Below are 22,878 nucleotides of genomic sequence, written 5' to 3'. Positions count from 1 at the left end.
AGATCCTTTTTAGAGCTTTTAGAAAAGAATAATGAGATTGATCATAAAGTTCATATCCATTTTTTTGTTGTAATCGATTGTGCCGATTGCTTTTGCTGAACTACCTGTATAGTTTTTATGCGCTCCAGGCCATTCCATTTCATGATACGAATTAGCTAATGCATCTCCTGGTGCTCTTAGTTGGGAACATGAGCGATTCGCAGAAGTTACTGCCCCAACTCCGGACTTTCCACTACCGCACCCCCCATTTGAATACTTTGGTTTAGTTCCGCTCAAACTGTTCCTAGCATCATCAATTGAATTGATATTAGAGTTGTTACTATTACCTGTTCTATTGAGCCCATTTTTAGTTGAAGAATAGGTCTTTCTTCTTGGAGTGAAATCTCCCTTTGTTACATTTGAACCAAAATTAGAACCATTCGGTCTAGCAAAGTTGGAAATATTTGAATTAATATTATTCTGAAGATTTGCACCTGCTTTGGAATTAGCTTTATTGTTACCATTTCCTTTACGGGCTGCTTTACCTTGATTACTTGAAGAAGTATTTGTTTGTGGTCTAGCTCTATTATTCGCAGTGGTAGTTGCTTGTGAAGTAGTTGTATTATTTCCTAATGAAGGTTCACTACCATTATTTGAGTTAGAGTTTTGTGAGGAGGTTAAAGCTGTTCCATTAGTTATGGAATTATTTGCTAGTTGTACAACCACGCCATTAGGGTTAGCTAACGGTCCACCCATACCAGACACTGATGATGGGGAGGAACTGACATTAGAAGTAACGACAGAGCGATACGTAAGAGGTGTTCCAGCATTAGTTACAGGTGCAGGACTTACATTAAATGAACCAGAATTTGGTAACTGATAATTACTACTTAGGGCACTTCCGCCAGATACAGCAATCGCTAAGTTATTGATGCTTGTACCAACATAACTTCCAGCATTAGGACTGGAAGTTTGCGCGCTTCCAGAAGTGAGGGAAATTATTTCACCATTTTGTGCTCCGCTCACCATCATATTGAGATAAGTGAAGGTTCCAGTACCGTCATAGACTTTAGTACCAGAAACCGTTAATGGTGCTTTAGCAATTAGTATGGTTCCACCAAAATTACCATTAACTCCACCACTATTAGTTGGGGTGACACCATTTACACCGTTGTTACTCAATGAAGAATTGACGATGATGTAATCGGATGCATTCGGACCTGTTAAAGTCGATCCATTATTAATGATTGTTTGTGAACCAGCGTTTATTCCATTGATAGTGAGTGAAGTGGTACTACTTACGCTAGTACCACTTACCACACCCGTTAAGACTGTAGAATTAGCTATTACGTTACTACCATTGTAAGTTGTCAAGCTAGGAGTAACCGTCGCAGTGAGGCTGGCAGGATTAACTGTTAATGATCCAGTTACATAACTAATTGTGTAGTTGGATAAACCAGTTCCACTTGCTGCTAGACTCGTATCGGTGTAAGTATTAGCATGTAAGCCACTACCTAAGCCACTCACAGAGGCGATTGTATCTGAACCAAATAATTGACCACTCGTAATACTGTAAGTGTTTGTAAGTGTCGTGTTATTGAAGGTTGTATTAGTCGTTCCACCACTAATCGTCAGTGCTGCCTTCGCAATGATTGCGGTACCAGCCACAGAGGATGGCATAGTAATTGAGTAATTAGGATTGTTAACGCTCACGTTGGATACTGTTGCAGATTGCGTTCCTACATTCGCACTACCAAAGGTGAAGGTACCACTTGCAGTGGTTGTTGCAGCGTCAGCTGGCAATACACCACTTAAGGAAATAGTTCCAGCTCCTAGTGTGCTGCCGTTATACGTTTTAGCATTCACTAGGGCTGTGCCAGTAATTGCGAGAGGGTTAATCTGGATAGTGCCATTAGTGGTTGTAATACTGTAATTCGACAGTGATGTACCTGATCCAGCTACTGGCAATAAGTTATCCGTAATGGATCCTTGCACTACGTTGGTCGCTTGGGCTGAACCAGTTGCAGTAATGGTTTCACCAGGTACTACACCTGTCACAGTATAAGTATTTGTTTGTAAGTTACCGTTATAAGTTGGTGTAGTTGTATTACCAACAATCGTCAAAGTTGCTGGGGTAATGGTCGCTGATCCTGCTGATGGTGCAACGGTGACTGAGTAATCGGTATTGTTAATCGTGACACCTGATACCGTTGCTGATTTTGTAGCACCTGCATTTGCATTAGCGAATGTAAAGGTACCACTTGCAGTTGTACTTCCTTGATCTGCTAGTAGTACTCCGGTTAATGCAATTGATCCCGTTCCAGCCGTCGTGCCGTTATAGGTTTTACCGTTTACTTGAGCCGTTCCTGTAATCCCTAGTGGGTTAACCTGGATAGATCCGTTCGTCGTTGTAATACTGTAGTTCGATAGTAATGTGCTTGCCCCAGCGACCGGTACTAAGTTGTCAGCAATCAATCCTTGTGCTACGCGTGTTGCTTGAGCTGAACCAGTGGCAGTAACCGTCTCTCCAGGTATTAAACCAGTTACGGTATAAGTATTCGTTTGAGGATTACCGTTGTATGTTGGCGTGGTGTTATTACCAGTTACCGTTAATGCTTTTGGCACAATCACAATCGTTGAACCACTATTGTTCGGACCAGCTCCAGGGGTAACTTGATTATTTGCAGCGCCACTGCCACCGTTATTGAGGATTGATGAGCTAGCAATCACATAATCACCAGCATTAGGGCCTGACAAGGTTGTACCATTATTCGTAATCGTTTGTGTTCCAGCATTCACTCCACTTAATGTGAGTGAAGTAGTTCCATTAACAGTCGTGCCATTAATCACTCCATTTAGAACAGTCGCATTGGCGAGAACGTTGGTACCGTTATAGGTTGCAACATTTGGTGTAATTGCAGCTATCAATGTTGCTGGGTTTATTGTTAAGCTTCCAGGTACATAACTAATCGTGTAGTTCGATAAGCCCGTTCCACTGACTGAAAGGCCAGAGTCATTGTAAGTATTAGCATGCAAGCCACTTCCTAAGCCACTGACTGAAGAGATAACGTCAGATCCGAACAGTGCACCACTTGTAATACTGTAGGTATTAGTGTGAGTCGTGTTATCGAAGGTCGCACTATTCGTACCGCCGGTAATTGTCAAAGTAGCAGCAGTAATGGTTGCACTACCTGCTGATGGCGGTACAGTAACTGAGTAATCTGTGTTGTTAATCGTGACACCTGATACCGTCGCTGTTTTCCCTAAACCAGCGTTAGCGTTCGCGAAGGTAAAGGTGCCACTTGCACTTGTTGTTGCGACATCGGCTGGTAATACCCCAGTTAATATAATCGTTCCAGTTCCAGAGGTTGTGCCGTTATAAACCTTGCCATTAACCTGAGCACTTCCAGTGATCGCGAGTGGATTTACTTGGATAGAACCATTGGTCGTTGTAATACTGTAGTTCGAGAGCAATGTTCCAGCACCTGCGACTGGTACTAAGCTGTCAGCGATTGAACCTTGCGCAACGTGGGTTGCTTGAGCAGAACCGGTTGCAGTAATGGTTTCACCAGGTACTGCACCTGTCACGGTATAAGTATTAGTTTGTAAGTTACCGTTGTAAGTTGGCGTGGTTGAGTTACCAGCTATTGTTAAATTTGCTGGGGTAATTGTTGCAGTACCTGCTGATGGCGCAACGGTGACGGAGTAGTCGGTATTGTTAATCGTGACACCTGAGACTGTTGCAGCTTTAGCAGCACCTGCATTTGCATTAGCGAATGCAAAAGTACCACTTGCAGTTGTACTTCCTTGATCTGCTAGAAGTACTCCGGTTAATGCAATTGTTCCCGTTCCAGCGGTCGTTCCGTTATAGGTTTTACCGTTGACTTGTGCCGTTCCTGTAATTGCCAGTGGGTTAACCTGGATAGATCCATTGGTCGTCGTAATACTGTAGTTCGAAAGTAATGTGCTTGCCCCAGCGACCGGTACTAAGTTATCAGCAATCAATCCTTGTGCTACGTGCGTTGCTTGAGCAGAACCGGTAGCAGTAATCATCTCACTTCCAACTAAACCTGTTACGGTATAAGTATTGGTTTGAGCATTACCGTTGTAGGTTGGCGTAGTTAAACTACCAGTCACTGTTAATGCTTTTGGCACAATCACAATCGTTGAGCCACTATTGTTTAAACCAGCACCAGGTGTCACTTGATTATTTACAGCGCCAATCCCACCATTGTTCAGGATCGATGAACTTGCGATTACGTAATCACCAGAATTAGCACCTGATAAGGTGGTACCGTTATTCGTAATCGTTTGTGTTCCAGCATTCACTCCACTTAATGTGAGTGAAGTAGTTCCACTAACAGTCGTGCCATTAATCACTCCATTTAGAACAGTCGCATTGGTGAGAACGTTGGTGCCGTTATAGGTTGCAACATTTGGTGTAATTGCAGCAGTCAGGGTTGCTGGATTAATAGTTAGACTTCCTGGTACATAACTAATGGTGTAGTTCGATAAGCCTGTTCCACTGGCTGAAAGGCCAGAGTCATTGTAAGTATTAGCATGTAAGCCACTTCCTAAACCACTGACTGAAGAGATAATATCAGATCCAAACAGTGCACCACTCGTAATATTGTAAGTATTGGTATGCGTCGTGTTATCAAAAGTAGCACTCGTATTTCCGCCACTAATTGTCAAAGCTGCTTTACCAATTACAAGTGATCCTACGTTATAGCTAATTGTGTAGTTGGATAAGCCTGTACCCGTTGCCCCCGAAATGGTTCCTGTGTAAGTACCAACATTAGTACCCGATCCAGCTGTATTGGTTGCAAACCCAGTAATCGTGTCACTTCCTAATAAACCACTGGATGTGTAAGTTGTTAAACCAGACTGAGCCGATCCATTGTAGGTAAGGTTTGAACTGCCCTGAGTTACCGAGAGATTCGCTTTACCAATAACCAGTGATCCAGCGTTGTAAGTAATTGTGTAGTTGGATAATCCAGTTCCAGTTGCTCCCGAGATGCTGCCTGTGTATGTGCCAACATTAGTACCTGTAGCAGCAGTATTGGTTACAAAGCCTGAAATCGTGTCGCTTCCTAATAATCCACTTTGTGTGTATGTTGTTAAACCGGACTGAGCAGATCCATTGTAGGTAAGGTTTGAACTACCTTGTGTTATAGAAAGATTCGCTTTACCAATAACCAGTGATCCACTGTTGTAACTAATTGTGTAATTGGATAAACCAGTTCCAGTAGCCCCTGAAATAGTACCTGTGTAGGTGCCAAAATTAGTACCCGTTGCAGCAGTATTGGTTGCAAACCCAGTAATCGTGTCACTGCCTAATAAACCACTTTTGGTATAAGTAGTTAATCCAGACTGGGTAAATCCATTGTAAGTAAGGTTTGAACTATCTTGTGTTACAGAAAGATTCGCTTTACCAATAACTAGTGATCCACCGTTATAGCTAATTGTGTAGTTGGATAATCCTGAACCTGTTGCACCTGAAATCGTACCAGTGTAAGTTCCAGCATTAGTCCCCGTTGCAGCATTATTGGTTGCAAACCCAGTAATCGTGTCACTTCCTAATAATCCACTTGGAGTATAAGTTGTTAGGCCATTTTGAATTGCGCCATTATAGGTAACGTTACTTGCGGAATTCTGTGTAATGCTTAAGTTAGCTTTATTAACAGTAAATGTTCCAGGATTGTATACAAAGGTGTAATTTGACAATCCAGATCCAGTTGCGACTGACGGTGTATCTGTAAAGGTACCTGATTGTGCTACAGCACTATTAGTTACGGGTGTAGCCCCTAATTTAACAACGTGTGTAACAGAGCTGACAGAGTCATTTGAAGCAGTAACAGTTCCAGTTGAGGCTGTAAATCCGGAAACAAGTCCGGAAACGGTATAACCGTTATTAGCTAAAGTTCCGTAATTACTTACCCCGTCGTAAATACTATTTGTTGAATTGCCAGTAATAGTTAAAGTTGCAGGTGTAATAGTGTAAGTTGAAGTTCCAGTAGTGGTAACCGAGCCATATGGGGATGAAATTTTTGCTGTTCCGATTAAGGAAGTCGTACTCTGAACTAAATTTGAATTAGTTACGGTCCCCAAATTACTTGCAAAGGACAAACTTGCAAGAACTTGTGCAGTTGTTGGGGCTGAACCAAAACCTCCACCTGTGACTGTTGGAGTGGCGTGACTAGCGCTTTGAATCCAAGTATTTGCAGAAGTAGAGTTATATGCAGTTCCATACACGGCTGAGTAGTTACCTGTTAATGCAACACTTATTGTTGGGGATATTACGCCCACACGATAGTTCACGTTATTTAAAGTCGTTGAATTAATTGCGCCCATCACTCCACCAACTTGGCTATAAGCAACGTTAGAAGCTACTGAGGCATTTGCTGAGGTTACGCCTGCAGCAGTTTCAATAGCACCGCCAGTAACTGACGTAGGTTGTGCCATAGATAAAGAAATTACACCACCCCCAGTATTTACAAGAGTTCCAATAGCTGTAATAGTTCCGCCAGTAATAGTTCCAGCAGCTATGCTACGACCACCAGTAATATTAATACCACCTGTACCTGAATCATTTAGCAAAGAGGAGCTATTAATATTTCCCGTTGAGGTTATCGTTATATCCCCTGAACCAGTATTTGTTACTGTATTTTGTAAGCCAGTAACACCGTTAGCGTTCATATTAATTTGACCGTAAGCACCAGAAGATGTTCCTGAAGTAGATGTACCAGTAATCGTCACACCAGAAACTGCACTGATTGATGCCCCATTTTGAATAGATACGCCAGTAGATGAAGTACCTGTTAAATTGATGGATCCCCCAGAGGTGAAAATACCGCTAGTATTATTCATTGCAACATCACCGGCCGTTGTTGTACTAGCTGTGATGTTGATGTTGCCCGAAGTAGTGGTTAAATTTGGCGTTGATACCATGTACACACCAATACCCGTGGTTCCATTACTTGAGCCGTTCATTGTAATATTACCTGTGGCATTCATACCGTTATATGTGCTTCCGTTATAGGTAAACGGATTAGACTGCTGAATATAGATGCCGTAAAGTCCGCCTTGAACAGCACTACCAGCTGCCCCCGCAGTTGAAAGATTTGCAATGGTAGTTCCTGTTGAGTTCGTTACTGAACCTGAAACGGCATCTTGAACTACAAAATTGCCACCAATCTTAGTTGTGATTTGGTAAAGGCGTGCACCAACACTTGAATTATATTGTCCCGCATTTGCACTAATAATGAAGTTACCGCCCGCTTGAACAAACATTACGCCATTGGCACCAGTTGTTAAAGCAAATGACGACTGAAGATTATCGGTATTGTAGTTGTACGCATTAACTATAACGTTACCAGTTGCAACAACGGAGCCGTTATCAAGAGTAACAGCACGTCCCCCGCTACTAGCCGCAGCAGAACCACCATTAATAGTAATATTACCGTTAGCAAGTATGTCTTCATTAACATGACCCACTTGATTCATAATGCGAATACCTGTCGCAATGTTCACACCGTTGACTGCGGTAACACCGATTAGGTTAACGTCACCAGCTAAAGTCTTTAAACCACCATAAATACTCATACCATTGTTTTGGGTTGATAAACCAGTGATATTGATATTGCCAGTTGTCGCAGTAATGGTTGAAGTTCCGGTCATGAGAAACGCATCAAGCGAGGTCGCAGGTGAAGCACTATTTACTGCATTAATCGTAATAGCATTCGTCCCAGCATACAATCCAGATGAAAGGCTTCCATTAACCAAGATAGCAGTAGCGGTTGTCGAGACAGTTGATGCGTTTGTTAGAGTAATAAAACCAGTTGAGGGAGTTCCGCCTGATCCTGCTGTTCCACCATAGGTATTATCCAAAAGAATATAGCCCGGCATTGTTACTGTAGCTGGAACAGTTATTGCTCCGCCAGATGCTTTTACGATATAGTTAATTGCAGTATTAGATGCAGCCACACCACCTGTTAAGGTCAGGGCCCCTGAAGTAATTGTAGAGTTTTTGTTTCCGCTGGTAGTATCGTAAGTAATGCTAGATAGATTGCCACTTGTATTGGCTGCGACTGTTATTGCGCCTGTTTGATTAATGGCGTTATTAGAAACAAAACTAATGTTGCCGCCATTTGCATTGTCAGTAATAGCACCCGTTTGCGTAATACCGGTAGTAGCTCCAGCAGTACTATCATTACCTGTCACAGAAATATTACCACCGCCTGAATTAATCGTCATGGCACCTAAAGATACGACCGTTGCAGCAGTTGTACCTGTTCCCGAAACAGTAATAGAGTTTGCGGTAATTAAGCCTGTTGTTGCAATGGTTGTACCGGTGGTCGATGTACCCGTTATGCTGACATTTCCGGTGGTCGCTGTAATCGGACTGCTAAATGTAATGCCAGCACCTGTAGAGGTGGTTGTGTTTAATGAAATATTTCCAACGGATGCAGTTAGACTATCATTAGCTGCGGCGTCATTAATGCCAATACCAGCAGTGCCAGCGATTGCCTTCAGCGTAATTGCATTAGAACCTGCTAAGGCTCCAGATGTTAATGCGCCGCTAACCGTGATTGCTGTACCAGTTGTTGCATTCGCAGCTAAAGTGACTCCACCATTGGTGTTGTCCACTAGGATATAACCTGGAACGTTGGTAGCACTGATGTTTAAAGCTGAGCCAGATGATTTCAGAACATAATTAATGGCCGATGAACTAGTTCCAGCCCCAATACCCAATGCACCTGTAGCAATAGTACTATTTAGATTACCGCTAGTTGTGTCATAAGTAATCGTTGAACCTACACCAGAAGTATTAGGAACTAAAGTTATCGCTCCCGCTTGAGCAATTTTGTTATTAGATGTGAATGTAATATTTCCGCCACTCACATTTTGTGAGATGACACCAGTTTGCGTAATGCCTGTATTGCCACCAGCAGTTCCAGTACCACTCACAACTAGACCTCCGCTTGCAGTATTCGTAAATACAGGCGAACCACTAAAACCAAGATTAGCAATTCCGTATCCAGCAGTTACTAGAGAAGTTGACTGCGTAGTAGCAACAGTACCGCCAGTCCACAAGGTATTAATGTTCGTACCAGCACCAGTAGTTAATGCCGTAGTACTTGTTTTAGCTCCAGTCTCAGTTGCAATTAATTGACCACCAATGATCTGAAGATTTAACTGCACTATTCTTGTCAAAGGCGCAGTTGCCGCACCCCAACCTAATAAATAGTTCGCATTCGTAGCAGTATTACCAGCCACGGCATACACCACTGTGGCTGATTGAATATTACCTGTGAGCCCTGCATTCGTTCCAGCAATCGCAGCGGAGGTCAAAGTTGGTAGTGTCGCAATCGTGCCAATGTAGGTGCCACTCGTATTAGAAATAAAACTTGGTGCCGAAACTGTACCCGAGACGTAAAGTCCGTTCACAGTCATCACACCTAAGCTCGTGATGGTTGTGGCAGTTGTAGCAGTACCGTTCACCATAATACCTAAACCGGTTATCGCACCAGTTGCAGCAATGGTGGCTCCAGTCGTTGAAGTGCCGGTAATGCTGACAGAACCAGAGGTAGCGGTGATTGGGCTAGCATAAGTAATACCCGCACCAGTAGAAGTTGTAGAGGTAAGGCTAATATTACCAATTGGGGCAGTTAATGAGTATGTTGTTGCGGCGTCATTAATACCAATACCACCAGTACCTGCTATTGCTTTTAAAGTTATTGCATCACTACCTAATAGTAAACCACCGGACGATAAAGCACCATTCACAGTCACTGCAGTACCGGTGGTTGCATTGGCAGCTAAAGTAGTTCCACCATTCGTGTTATCAACCAAGATACTTCCGGACACATAAGTAGCACCAATCGTCAAAGCTGAGCCATTCGATTTCTGTACATAATTAACTGGACTCGTATCTCCATTCGAGTTAAAGGTAAAAGCACCAGTAATGATCTTACTATTTACATTACCTGAAGTCGTATCGTAAGTTATTGTCTGAGCGTGGTTAGTGGTATTTGCTGTTGCAAAGCTAATCGCAGCGACAGAATTAATATCACCGTTAGTAACGTAACTGACGTTACCACCGTTCGAATTATTGGTAATAGCGCCCGTCGTTACATTGATACCGCCAGTGATACAACTTGTTCCAACGGTGGAGGTCAATGTCAAAGCATCAGCAGCAGTTGCAAAAGTATTTGGTAAACCAGCATCCAAGGCACTAATCGTAATGCCGCCCGTTATATTAATACCTTCACCCGTTAGGTTAGGATTGGTTGCTGTAATGACTACTTTTGGAGCAGTAATTAAGGCTGCAATTGAAACGCCGTACACTGTTGTGGAATTTGTAGAAACAATATTCACGACTCCACCAGTAGTCGTAATGGTTCCACCAGCAACTGATGACACACCAATATTCGTACCACCACTCGAGGTTAAAGTAACACCGGTAGCTGCTGAGATTGCTGCACCCACTTTAATACTGAGTTGTGGAGTCACTAAAGAACTCGTTAAATTGACACTACCTGAATAGCTAGTAAATGGTGAGGTTAAATAAATAGCTGGGGTATTTAAAGAAGCACCACCTGTGCCAAAAGTGGTTAAGGTAATATCGCCCAAGGCATTAATTGGCGAATTTATTGCGAATCCGCCAGGTGTATAGGCAATACCCGTTGGGCCTATCACGCGAATATTAGCTGTGAAAGTGCCGCCGGCATTGATAACTTGATTTGCACCAGGCTCCCATGCACCATAGTCCATATTGCCTGGAATCATGGTATTGGTACTTCTACTCGTAGTGAGTATCACATTACCACCACCAGTTGTTGAAGCACTTACTGCCAAACCATCATTCGTTGTATTAATTTGTAAATTATTGTGAGTCCACACGATACCATTTTGAATGGAACCCATCGTATTAGTAATACCAGCAGTGCCTAAGCCACTGATGGTTCCACCTGTTCCATCGAGCACTACGTAACCACCCCGAGTAATAAACTGGGCATTTTGACCTTTACCTGCATCAATGTTATTACTGCCGTTTACAAAGGCGTAAAAGTTTGCATAGGTATTCGCTGTATAAAAAGACTCAGCCAAAATATTAATCGGAGCTGCAGCTGTTCCTGGTGCATTTTGAATAATGCTGCCATTAATGGTGATCGTGGAATTAGACAGAATGGTTACATTAACTGGCGAGGTAATCGAAGCGCCTTGCGAGCTAATGGATTGAATTGTGATTGCACTGTTACCGTTCCCACTTGTCGTGTCGTATTTAATACTCTGAGCGTGATTCGTATTATTAGCCGCTAAATTCAGTGCACCGGTAAGAGAAATATCACCGTTGGATTGGAATAGCAAATCTCCACCACTAGATTGAATGGCAACCGTTCCCGTGGAGGAGATTCCGGGATTCCCCGCATTAGAAGTTTTGTGGTTAGCAATGACTGAAATTGCTGCAACATCAGCTGTTGGGAAAGATGCAGCACTAGTAACCGTTAAGTTAAAAGCGCCCAATGAAACGACAACCGCGGTACCTGAGTTAATCCCGTTCAGATAAATACCAACCCCTGAAGTTAAATTACCACCTAGGGTAATCGCACTCGAGGTAGTAGCATTTGGTGTTGGGGTCGCTATCACATTTGTTGCCGTTAAATCAGAAACGCCTGCAGTAGTACAACCGTAGCAAGTATTATCTATACGAATATACCCAGGCATCGTAATCGCGCCGGGGGTAATCGGTGCTCCGTTTGATAGAGCAATAAAGTTAATTGGACTCGTACTAGAACCACTAATGGTGATAGCACCATTCACTAAGGTTGATAGGTAGTTGCCACTGGTTGTGTTAAAAGTAATTGATGAAGCGGTTCCGCTAGTATTTGCAACTAATGTAATAGCACCAGCCTGAGCAATTTTGTTATTAGAAACAAAACTGATGTTGCCGCCATTTGCATTGTCAGTAATAGCACCCGTTTGCGTAATACCAGTAGTTGCTCCAGCGGCACTATCATTGCCAGTCACTGAAATATTACCGCCACCGGCATTAATCGTCATGGCACCTAAAGATACGACCGTTGCAGCAGTTGTACCTGTTCCCGAAACAGTAATAGAGTTTGCGGTCATTAAGCCTGTTGTTGCAATGGTTGCACCGGTGGTCGATGTACCCGTTATGCTGACATTTCCGGTGGTCGCTGTAATCGGACTGCTAAATGTAATTCCAGCACCTGTAGAGGTGGTTGTGTTTAATGAAATATTTCCAACGGATGCAGTTAGACTATCATTAGCTGCGGCGTCATTAATGCCAATACCAGCAGTGCCAGCAATGGCTTTTAAAACGATTGCATCACCACCTAATAGTAGGCCGCCTGATGATAAAGCACCATTCACTGTCAATGCTGTACCAGTGGTTGCATTGGCAGCTAAAGTAGTTCCACTGTTGGTATTATCAACCAAGATACTACCTGAAACAGAGGTCGCACCAATCGTTAGTGCTGAACCATTCGATTTCTGTACATAATTAACTGGACTCGTATCTCCAGTCGAGTTGAAGGTAAAAGCACCAGTAATGATCTTACTATTTAAATTACCTGAAGTCGTATCGTAAGTTATTGTCTGAGCATGATTGGTGGTATTTGCAGTTGCAAAGTTGATTGCTGCAGTTGCTGTGATGTCACCGTTAGTAACGAAACTGACGTTACCTCCGTTCGAATTATTCGTTATTGCACCAGTCGATACACTAATACCACCGGCTTGACCCGATGTGCCAACGGTAGATGTAATTGCTAAAGCATTTCCGACCGAAGTAAATGTATTAGACGCTCCATTCTTATTAGCACTAATGGTAATGCCTCCAGTTACAGTTGCGCCAGTACCACCTGCGGTATTATTTGTAGCTGTAATTAATACTTGTGGTGCAGTAATCAAGCCGGCCAAATTGACAGCCAAAATTCCGGAACCGGTAGTAGTACTAGTAATGTTAACGGTTCCATTTGCACTGGTAATGGTGCCTAGGGCTGATGTATTCACTCCAATCCCAATTAAATTGTTGTTGGTAATTGAAACTCCGGACGCCCCTGAAATGGCGGCAGTTGCATCTACACCATATGTTAAGGATGCTCCGCTTCCGGTTGTATTAAGTGTTACCGACCCAGCATAAGAAGTTAATGCTGATTGAATTTTTATCATGCCTGTTGCCGTGGCTAAGGAGGCGGTAGTGTTTGTGGCGGTAATCGATAAATTGCCATAGGATGTAATTGGGGATGTTGTAACATTCCCGCCGGTAATAAAGCCCATTACTGCTGTACCACTTGTGCTAATATTAATTGTTGCAGTACCGCCAACATTCAAGGGTGCAATTGCGCCAAGCTCAAATGCTCCAGCTCCAGTCCCTAAACTGCGACTGCCTGCAGCTGCAAAGTTTCCACCTGTGGTAGCTGCACCCACCGCGAGACCATCAGTAGTTGTACTCAGGGTAATAGAACCACCTGTTGTAATTCCACCATTTGTAATGAGGCCAGGCGTTATGGTTGAACCAGAAATTGTCCCGCCCGTAGCATCAAGTAATAAATTTCCGCCTTTTGTAGTAATTGAACCGGAGATATAAATATTACTGCCCAGAATCGTACCGGTTGTATTACCTGAATAGAAGGATTGCATCGTCACATTAATTGGACCGCTACTTGAACTAATAGCACCACTACTAATTGCTTGACCACCAGCTAATACTTTTAGATTAACCGTGCCGGCTCCGGAAGATGTGATTCCACCCGATAAAGTAATATTCTGAGCTTGAGTTGCACTATTTTCTAAGATCAGGGTACCTGTAACTCCAGAAGCTGGAGCAAAAGCAAGTGCGCCACTTTGGGTAATAGTTCCAGTCGCAACCACATTGACAGTGCCACCTGCATCTACTGCAGCTTTAATATCTGCTGTGCTAATGTTGGAGACTCCAGCTGTAGCCAGTGCGGATGCTAGTGAACCTGAAGTTGAAGCAGAGGCCGTAATAGTAATATTGGTTGGATCAAGCAACCATTGGTTTGCAACTACCGTATTAAGTTGAGTACCCAATAAATCGGCGGAAGTTTCAACACGATTTGCAGTCAAAGTTGAATTACTAACTGAAGCAATTTTTGCCAGTGCACCATAACCATATATTGGTCGACCAATAGTGATATCACCATTTTGGGCAACTAGTGTTGAATTATTAATTTGGATTTTTTCACCGAAAACTACGATATTGCCGTTTGGTGAATAAATAGCGCTTTGGCTATCTAAGATAATGTTACTTGAAGTAATACTGTTATTTGAATCTACTGCTGTTACAACTGCGTTATTAATAAAAGATATTAATGATGGAGGAGCAGTTGCTGGGGGTGCTAAAGTAGAGCCATTACTGAGATTATTAATCTGCCCTAAATTAATGACTCCACCTTGAGATAAACCCTCAGAGCTAATTAAAGCCCCAATAATCTCGGTTAGGGTTTTACCGACAATAGTAATATTTCCGCCATTATTTATCTTACCAATCGAATCAATAATGCCATTATTATTTACATTACCAGATATCGAAATAATATTTATTGTTCCACCATTAATACCATTTGCAGAAATATAAGCATTAGAACCTATATTAATATCTCCAGTAGAAATAATATTAATATTACCTCCATTAGAAGTATAAATAGTATTATCTGAATTTAAACCACTTTGACCATTACGACGATTATTACGAGTACTTGTGTTTGCTGCATTTAATGTGCTTGAATTTGAATTACTGGAACCACTATTATTACTACTGCCATTACTATTGATATTACCTAAAAGATTAATGATAGCGCCTGCTAAATATATACTTGAATTAGTACCACCGTTGGTATTAATCGAACCATTTACATTAATCGCTTGCGCCACGGCATACACTGCACCGGCAGTAATATTGTTGTTAATGTTGATAGAACCTCCTACCGCATTGAGTGACAAGGAAGTCAGTTGGTTCTGAGAAAAGATATCAGCGCCAGCTAAAAAACTAATTGTGGGAACACTACTTTGCACGCATGAACCGAACCCACCGCACGAGGAAAGGGTGGCATCCAAGGTAACATTGGTTGTTTTTAGTGCATTTGATATAACTAAAGCAGCAGTTTGGTCAATGGTTATCTCAAGGGGATCGGTAATCCAGTTACCAATCTTTCCTTTTGGTGCAGTTGTATCTACTATCAACCCAGTTCCGTAGCTTACTTTGCCTGCAGAACTTGTATCAATAGTGCCGCCATTACCTGAAAGTAAGCCACCTTTTGCGTAGAATTTACCTGCTACTACCGTTGTCTGCTCAGACCAAACTTGAATAACGCCGCCATTGCCATTTTTTGTAGCGGATACATCTACTATTGCCCCTTTATCAATATTTACTTTTTTGGCATTAACTTGAGTTAATGGTGAATTATTATTTGATTTTCCAATTAAAATCTCCCCACCACCTAATGTTCCGGTAGCCGTGGTTTGAGATTGACTTGTTAAATTAATCTCATTACCTGTTATATTTACCTGACCACCAGTTGAAGAAGCTGAATTTGACTCAATAATACCTGCTTGAACCACTTTATTACCTACTAAAGTAATTACTCCACCCTCTTTATTAATTCCGGAAGCAGAAATAGTCCCTGAATTTTGTACTACGGAGTTTCTAAGAGCTTGGGCAGAATTTGCAGCAATAATAATATTTCCACCATCAACTTGGATTAATCTCTTATTTTGAATCAAGGAATTAATACTAGAAGCATCTACGTAAACATTAATTAACTGCTGATCATGAAAAGTTAATGTCACTTTTTGACCTGAAACTAATGCGATTGCATTTGCACCAGATAATGTTGCACTAATAACACCTTCATTTTTTACTTCAGGCGCCATTAATGCAATATAACTATTAATATTATTACCAGTAATTTTTCCTTTATTAATCACTTTAGCTGAACTATTACTATTTCCAGAATATGTTTGCTTCATATTCCCGGCCATAAATTCATCCTGATTAATATTCATGGTGGTAGCAACCATACCGCCGACATTAACCTCAGCATTTTTTCCAAATACAACGCCATTTTGATTACTAAATATCACCTGACCATTTGCATTAACTGCTCCATCAATCATGGATTTTGAAGAACCATTTACGACGTTTAAGGTAGCAGAACTTGCACTCGGTTGGTTAAAGTTAACGGTAGCGTTCGATCCAACGTTAAAAGTTTTCCATCCAATCACTGCATTTTGCGATGATTGATTAATATTTAAGGTATTTTGGGACTGGTTGATGGTTGCAACCCCTGCATTGACGACCCCACCTGTTGGCAGAGAGTTGTTTGGCAATACATTGTTTGTTACAGCAAAACTAAAATTAGTTATAAAAATTATACTTATTAGGGCGGCTTGGATTGGGGTTTTATTTTTTGGGAAGTTCGCTCTAAATTTCACTTGATGTTTTAGTTAGAAAAAATAGTTGCCCTTGATCCATGCCTGCACACTTCTGTACTGATTGTCAGTGTTTAACTGTGAACCGTCGGAATTGTACAGCGGATTTTGTCCTACGCGAAATGCTAAAGAGCCCTGCAGCTGAAAATTTTGGTAGTTGTACTTTGCCCCAAATCCTGCAGCATAAACTGCGTAAACATTATCTGCATTGGTTAAGCCTTGTAGAGTTGGACTCCACTGAGTTAAATATTGTTGCACCAATCCAAGGTCGAAAAAGGTACTGACCTGAAGTTGACTGGGATAAGTATGGATAATCTCTGCTGAAGCAACTAGACCTTGCGCTCCGCCACTCTGAGCAATCGGGTATGCACGAACACCATAAGGACCGCCTAAGTATATTTGTTCGGAAGAGTTCAAGTTACGACCGGAAATTTGACCATTAAATGAAAGCAAAACACTAGTCATATCAATCGGGATAGGACTCAAATAACCTAGGTAGACGTTTAATTTCTCATAAGTACCAGCCGTAAATGGACCGGTTGGCGATTGATCAGACTGCAGTTGTTGCGTATTACGAATCACTAGATTACCAATTGTGGCATTGACGGAATAGTTAAGATTATCTTTACCCAACATTTTTGAACCAGACCACCCCATTGTAAAACTGGTAATACTATATTTACTGGCCTCTAAACTCTTGACGTAGTTCAGGTAATCACGATTTTCTAGGCCAAAATTTAAATTTTGGCTGCCTGAACTATCTCGTTCAAGCGCATAGGTAGCGTAAACTCCGTAGGTTGAGGCATTACCATTGGTTGAAGTTGCTGAAAAACTTTCTAAACCTTTATAACTCAGTGAGGAACCACCAATGCCAAACCGCCATCCGTCGTAACCGACGGGCAGCCAATACTTCAGAGATCCATAAATTGCCCCCTCAGAACCAATGACGTCTAGAGCAATTTGATCCCCTATGCCAAAAGGGTCATTCAAATTAAATCCGCCGATTATTTGGGCGACTCCAGTACTCGCAGCTCCGTAATTCGAGATATCGACACGACCGCTCGTTAAGGGTTTGTCTGTGAGTTTGACTTGAATATTACTGCCACCATCCTTTTGACCGGGGGAAAGTCCTCCCTCTGCGCTTACTCCAGGTAATTCATTCAACAAAATAAAACTACGTTGTAATTGATGAAAATCCAAAAATTCACCAATGCCGTTACCGTTTTTAATAAATCCTCTAGCAACCTCTTGATTGAAACGTGACGGGCCGTTTTCTGAATCACTGTCTAGGGTAATTGCCTCTACTGTTCCTTCAAGTATCTTAATTTCAATGATTCCGTCCCTTACCTCTTGGGGTGGAATCACGGCAGTAGCTACACGACCAGCTTTTGTGTACAAATCGGTAATAGCGGTTCCAGCCTCTTCAATCTGGGCAAAGGTTAGTTCTTTGCCATTAAAGTTCTTTAATGCTAGTTGGGCATTTTCAAGACTAATCAAGCTTAAACCAGTAACCGTAAAACCATTTACTTGAATTTTTTCCGTAGATTGGACATCCGTTGCAGGAGCAGGTTCTTTTTTAGGTTCTAGTTGCTCTACATTTGGCTGTTGGCGATTTCGTTCTGCCTCACGTTGCAACTGTTGCTGTAAAGCACCAGCATCGGGACCTAATTGAGCAGTGGAGGTCGTTCCATAACTGAGCATGACTAAGCCCACAGCCAGTGCCATCGCGTGGCGAACTGGACCAGAAGTAATTCGAAAATTACAGTCAGAAGTATTTAGCGAACTCATCAAATATGTTGATTTAGATAGAAACGATATTTGACTATGAAAATAATGATTTGAATATCAGTCGAACGCATGATATTCATCAACCTACCCAAAATAACTTACCCTACTCCCCGATTTTTTAGTGAAATAAGTTCCGCTAAGGAGCTTAAATTGAGCTTACGCATCACTTCAGATTTGTATTGTTTGGCTGTCGGAAGCGCAATTTGTAGCTTTTCTTGTAATTGCGCATTATTAAAGCCGATAGCAAGTAGTTCAAAAACCTCACGTTCACGAGGGGACAAACTTTTTAACATTTCTTCTAAAGTAAGGCGCTGTGTAAAAGATTGCATATAAGCTTCATCTTGTTCTAAGCCACGCTCCACTGCAGATAATATTTGATCTCTATCAAATGGTTTGATTAAAAATTCAATTGCCCCCTGCTTCATGGCAGAAATTGTTTGCGGAAAAGTGCTCTGTCCGCTGATAAAAATAATAGGAATTTGTCTGCCGCGTTTTAGTAACTCAGCTTGCAACTCTAAACCATTTATATCAGGCATCCGCATATCCGTAATGATGACCGCAGGTGCAACCTCTATTTTAATTTTCAGAAATTCAACTGCAGATTCAAACACATTTACCTGATAGCCTAAAAACTCGAGAATTCCCTTTAAAGAGATGCGCATTGATTCATCATCGTCAATTAAGAAGATGTGCTTTGATCGATTATTATTTGGCAAATAGCTTGTATCGAGAGACATAGAAAATCAAAATATGTTGCAAGCACCTATTACGGTAAATCACTATTGAGAATTGAATTTAGATTCAGACATCCTACTAAAAGAGGATGTCAAAACGATGATTTTACCAAACTACCTTCTTAGTGCGGAAAACTTAGTATAAATTTAGCACCGCCTCCAGTAGCATCTTGGTAAATAATTTTCCCACCAGCATTACTCATAATATACGCAGACAGCCATAAACCAACTCCCATTCCATTGGCTTTATCACTATTTAATAAACCGAAAAGATTGGGTTGTCGATCCTTGGAGACTCCAGGGCCGTTATCAGTTATTTCTAAGATGTATTGGGATTCTTTTTCATAACCATGCAAAGAAATCAACTTCTGAGCAGAGTTTGAATTACTCAAGGCTTGAATTGCGTTATTAATTAGATTTAATAAAACCTGTAAAAACTGACCCTTATTGAAAAGAAATACTGCGTTACCCGTCAAATCTAACTTAATTTGAATATTTTTTGATATTAATTCTGATTTGTAGATTGCCAAAGCATTATCAACAAGCTCTCGTACTTGAATGACTTCCGGTAAACTGCTCTCTTTTGTAAAAATAGCGCGCAGCGACCGAATGACTTCACTAGATCGTTTTGTATCTTTCTCTAACTGATTAACAATTGGGCCAACCAATTCAGGTTTTAAATCACCGGACTTCTCAAGCATTTTTAAAAATTGAATATTCAATAAAGAGGCGCCTAGAGGTTGATTAAGTTCATGCGCGATTGAAACAGAGAGCGCTTCAGTTGCTGAAGATTTATTGGATTGCAGCATTGCTGCAATCATTCGTTCGCGCTCTTCAACCACATTATTTAGCGCCATATTCATATTATTTAATCTGCCATGCTCAGCAAAACCTAAGTGCATACGTAAGTTTATATAGATAAGATTCCTAAGGGTGCTAAGCACTGCAATCGAAAAATAAGTAATGAAGTTATAAAGTTGTGGATCAAATACGTGATAACTTTTTTCGAAAAACATATTTAGCCCCCGAAAGACATACAAAAGACTAGATCCGATAAATATGGCACTAATACAATTAAAAATTAGCCGATTTTGAAATTGGTTCCCAACCTTTTTAGCAGTATAAGCGCCATATAAATTAATCAGGATCCAAACAAATGTTGTCAGAAAAGACATTTGAGCAGTGATCTTGCCGTTCCCAATGTAGCGCAAAGACTCATGCAGAATAAAAAGGCTAATCGCTAACCCAATTGAATAAGCAATACCTCTTGACACCTTTTTCCCAAGCAATAAACCCCACAATGATTGACTCATGAGAAGTAAACTTGCCGACTCAATAGAAATCATCAGGCTGTAACTAATTATTAACGGGATTTCAGTTCGATAAACAGTTACTGATGTAGCAAGCGCTGATAATAAACAGCAAGCAATCCAGATCGAAGCAGATAAATCTTTGCGCCCCCAAAACAAACCAATCAGCAGTAGTCCGCAGAATGTACTAATGGCGCTATAAAAAATGAATATGGATTGGATATTAATCATTGGCATGCCTTATTTTATCGCCATTCATTTTGTGATTCATTGTCCTTGAAGGAAATCACGCTGCAGAACAACGATTTTTAGAGAACTAATATTGTTCATAACTCGCAAGCAAAATCTAAGCGTTTCAACTTGTCACGCTCAATGCAATACTTCCCAAGAAAAAAACCCCAGAAGTTAGAGATCTCCTAACTTCTCGGGTCTGTTTACGAAAGGTGGTTTTAGATATTCGATTAGTCACCCATTCGAATAGCCTTACTGTCCAAGCTCAGCAGATTCTTGGACCACCAGCGGATCCAAACCATGGGGTGCTGGAGTTACTTTTGATTTAGTGCCAGGCATGAGTTCAAAAGTAGGGGTAAATACGGTGAGACTACTACGCAAATCATCAAAGGCTTGACGATTGCCTTCAAACTTGGCTTTACCTTCTTGAATCAACTGGTCAAAGGTTTTAGTTCCTCCCATAACGGAGTTTAAGTCAGCGCGGTTCAAAGTAATTGTGAGGTCAGGTTTTGGCGACTGTTGACCTTTAATATTGGTTAGGGCGGAGTTACTTAATTCGACCACAAATTTCTCACCATTATCTGGCGTATTGAGATTGATGATTGATTTCTTCCCTGCTACTTTTTTGCTATCCATCGAGATTGCTAGAGAATTGAGCCACAACTCTGTTGGCATGCCACGAATCATGTCAGGACCACTAGCTTTAGGAGGTGTTCCCGCAGGCATACCGTGACGTAATTCATAGGCAGCACCAAGGAAGCTATTACGTACACTAGGACTTTCCTTTTGATAACCAATTTGCTCAAATAAATCCGCTAACAAATCTTTGGCAGCCGTATTAGTTGGTTGTGCATAAACTAATTTATTGACAATCTCTGTACCTTCTAAGTACTTACCTTGGCTATAAAGTTGTTTGCCTTTTGCAATAATTTTTGCACTACCACCCATCATTTCAACATAAAGTGGAGCTGATTCCTTGGGTGAAAGTGGCGTTAACGTCGTTGGATTGCCATCCCAGTAACCAATGTAACGGTTAATTACTGCGCGGCTATTATGTTCTTCTGAACCATGATAGCTATGCGCTGACCATTTATTTTTAAGACTGTCCGGGAGTTTGTAGACGTTTTGAATTTCATTGATAGTGACACCTTGATTGGCATGGTGAAGTACTTCGTTATTCAAATAAGCATAAGTGTCTCTTTGTGTTCTCATAATGTCTTGAATACGTGCGTTACCAAAACGTGGCCATGAGTGGGAAGCAAACATGACCTCTGCATCCTGACCATAACGATAGAGAGCGTTATTAATATTTTTAGACCATGCTAGCGCATCACGCACGAGTGCGCCACGCAGTGTGTAAATATTATGGATGGTGCCAGTAATGTTTTCTGCTGCCCAGAATGCTTTCATATCTGGAAAGTAAGTATTCATTTCAGCAGGGGCCTCTGTGCCTGGAGTATTTTGGAACTCCATACGAACACCATCAATGGTCATTTCTTCAAAAGCTTTGGTGATGTATTTAGTTGGCTCGATTAATCCTAAGTTACCTGCCGCCGTATTTTTACCAATGGATTGATCGACGTGCCCAAAAGGACTGCGTGGAAGTAATACCCCGTATTGGAAAAACATCCGACGTGTCATTGCATTACCAGCGTAGACATTCTCAGCTACTGCAGCTTCCATAAATCCTACCGGAGCAATAATTTGTATTTTTCCAGCTTTGACGTCGGCTTCATCTGCAACGCCACGAACACCACCGAAGTGGTCGCCGTGAGAGTGAGAGTAAACCACAGCTACTACTGGACGCTTACCAAGTTTTTCATTAATGAAATCAAGTGCTGCTTTGGCAGTTTCTTTTGCAGTCAGTGGGTCAAAAACAATCCATCCTGTATCGGTTTTAACAAAACTAATATTTGCCAAGTCATAGCCACGAACTTGATAGATTTTTCCAGGAAGAACTTCATAAAGGCCATAAGCCATATTCAGAATAGCTTGGCGTTGTAAAGAAGGATGAATACTGTCGAAGGTTTTGCCTTGTAATAAAAACTCATAGCTTCCCATATCCCAAGCTACATTACCTGCTTCTGCTTTAATTTGCTTGTATGGAGGCGCTGCAATAAAGCCTCTTTTTGCTTCATCAAAATCAGTTGTATCTGCGAATGGTAAGGACTTGCGAGCCATTTCTTGAAGTTTAATGGTGTAAGTCGATGGATATTTACCTTTGGCATCAAAGTGCTTACCGGTCATTGCTCCAGGATCGGCAACAATCGCACCCCCACCGGCTGCAAAAGCAGAGTTCATGGAAAAGCAGAGCGCCAAAACAGCAACTAGTTTTAATTTTCTCACTTGATCACCTT

5 protein-coding genes are annotated in these 22,878 nt (G+C 41.5%); all 5 read right to left on the bottom strand.

Annotated features, from left to right (window positions below; all coding sequences use genetic code 11):
* Positions 1-18: 18 nt before the first annotated feature.
* On the bottom strand, positions 19-16,356 hold the full coding sequence (locus AOC35_RS00600; RefSeq protein WP_159077409.1) for a YDG domain-containing protein: 16,338 nt from the start codon (positions 16,354-16,356) through the stop codon (positions 19-21).
* A gap of 117 nt (positions 16,357-16,473) precedes the next feature.
* On the bottom strand, positions 16,474-18,246 hold the full coding sequence (locus tag AOC35_RS00595; protein WP_108645279.1) for a ShlB/FhaC/HecB family hemolysin secretion/activation protein: 1,773 nt from the start codon (positions 18,244-18,246) through the stop codon (positions 16,474-16,476).
* 98 nt (positions 18,247-18,344) lie between these two features.
* Complete coding sequence (locus AOC35_RS00590) at positions 18,345-18,983, bottom strand: response regulator transcription factor (protein ID WP_108645278.1); 639 nt, start codon at positions 18,981-18,983, stop codon at positions 18,345-18,347.
* 119 nt (positions 18,984-19,102) lie between these two features.
* A complete protein-coding gene (locus AOC35_RS00585) occupies positions 19,103-20,521 on the bottom strand; it encodes a sensor histidine kinase (protein WP_159077408.1) in 1,419 nt (472 codons plus the stop codon).
* Positions 20,522-20,773: 252 nt separating this feature from the next.
* Positions 20,774-22,867 (bottom strand): alkyl/aryl-sulfatase, encoded by a 2,094-nt coding sequence (locus AOC35_RS00580; protein ID WP_245898385.1) that lies wholly within the window; start codon positions 22,865-22,867, stop codon positions 20,774-20,776.
* Positions 22,868-22,878 lie beyond the last annotated feature (11 nt).

Source organism: Polynucleobacter rarus, assembly GCF_003072505.1.
Taxonomy (GTDB): Bacteria; Pseudomonadota; Gammaproteobacteria; order Burkholderiales; family Burkholderiaceae; genus Polynucleobacter; species Polynucleobacter rarus.
Note: the sequence above shows the minus strand (reverse complement) of the source record. Positions and strands in the feature narration are given on the sequence as shown.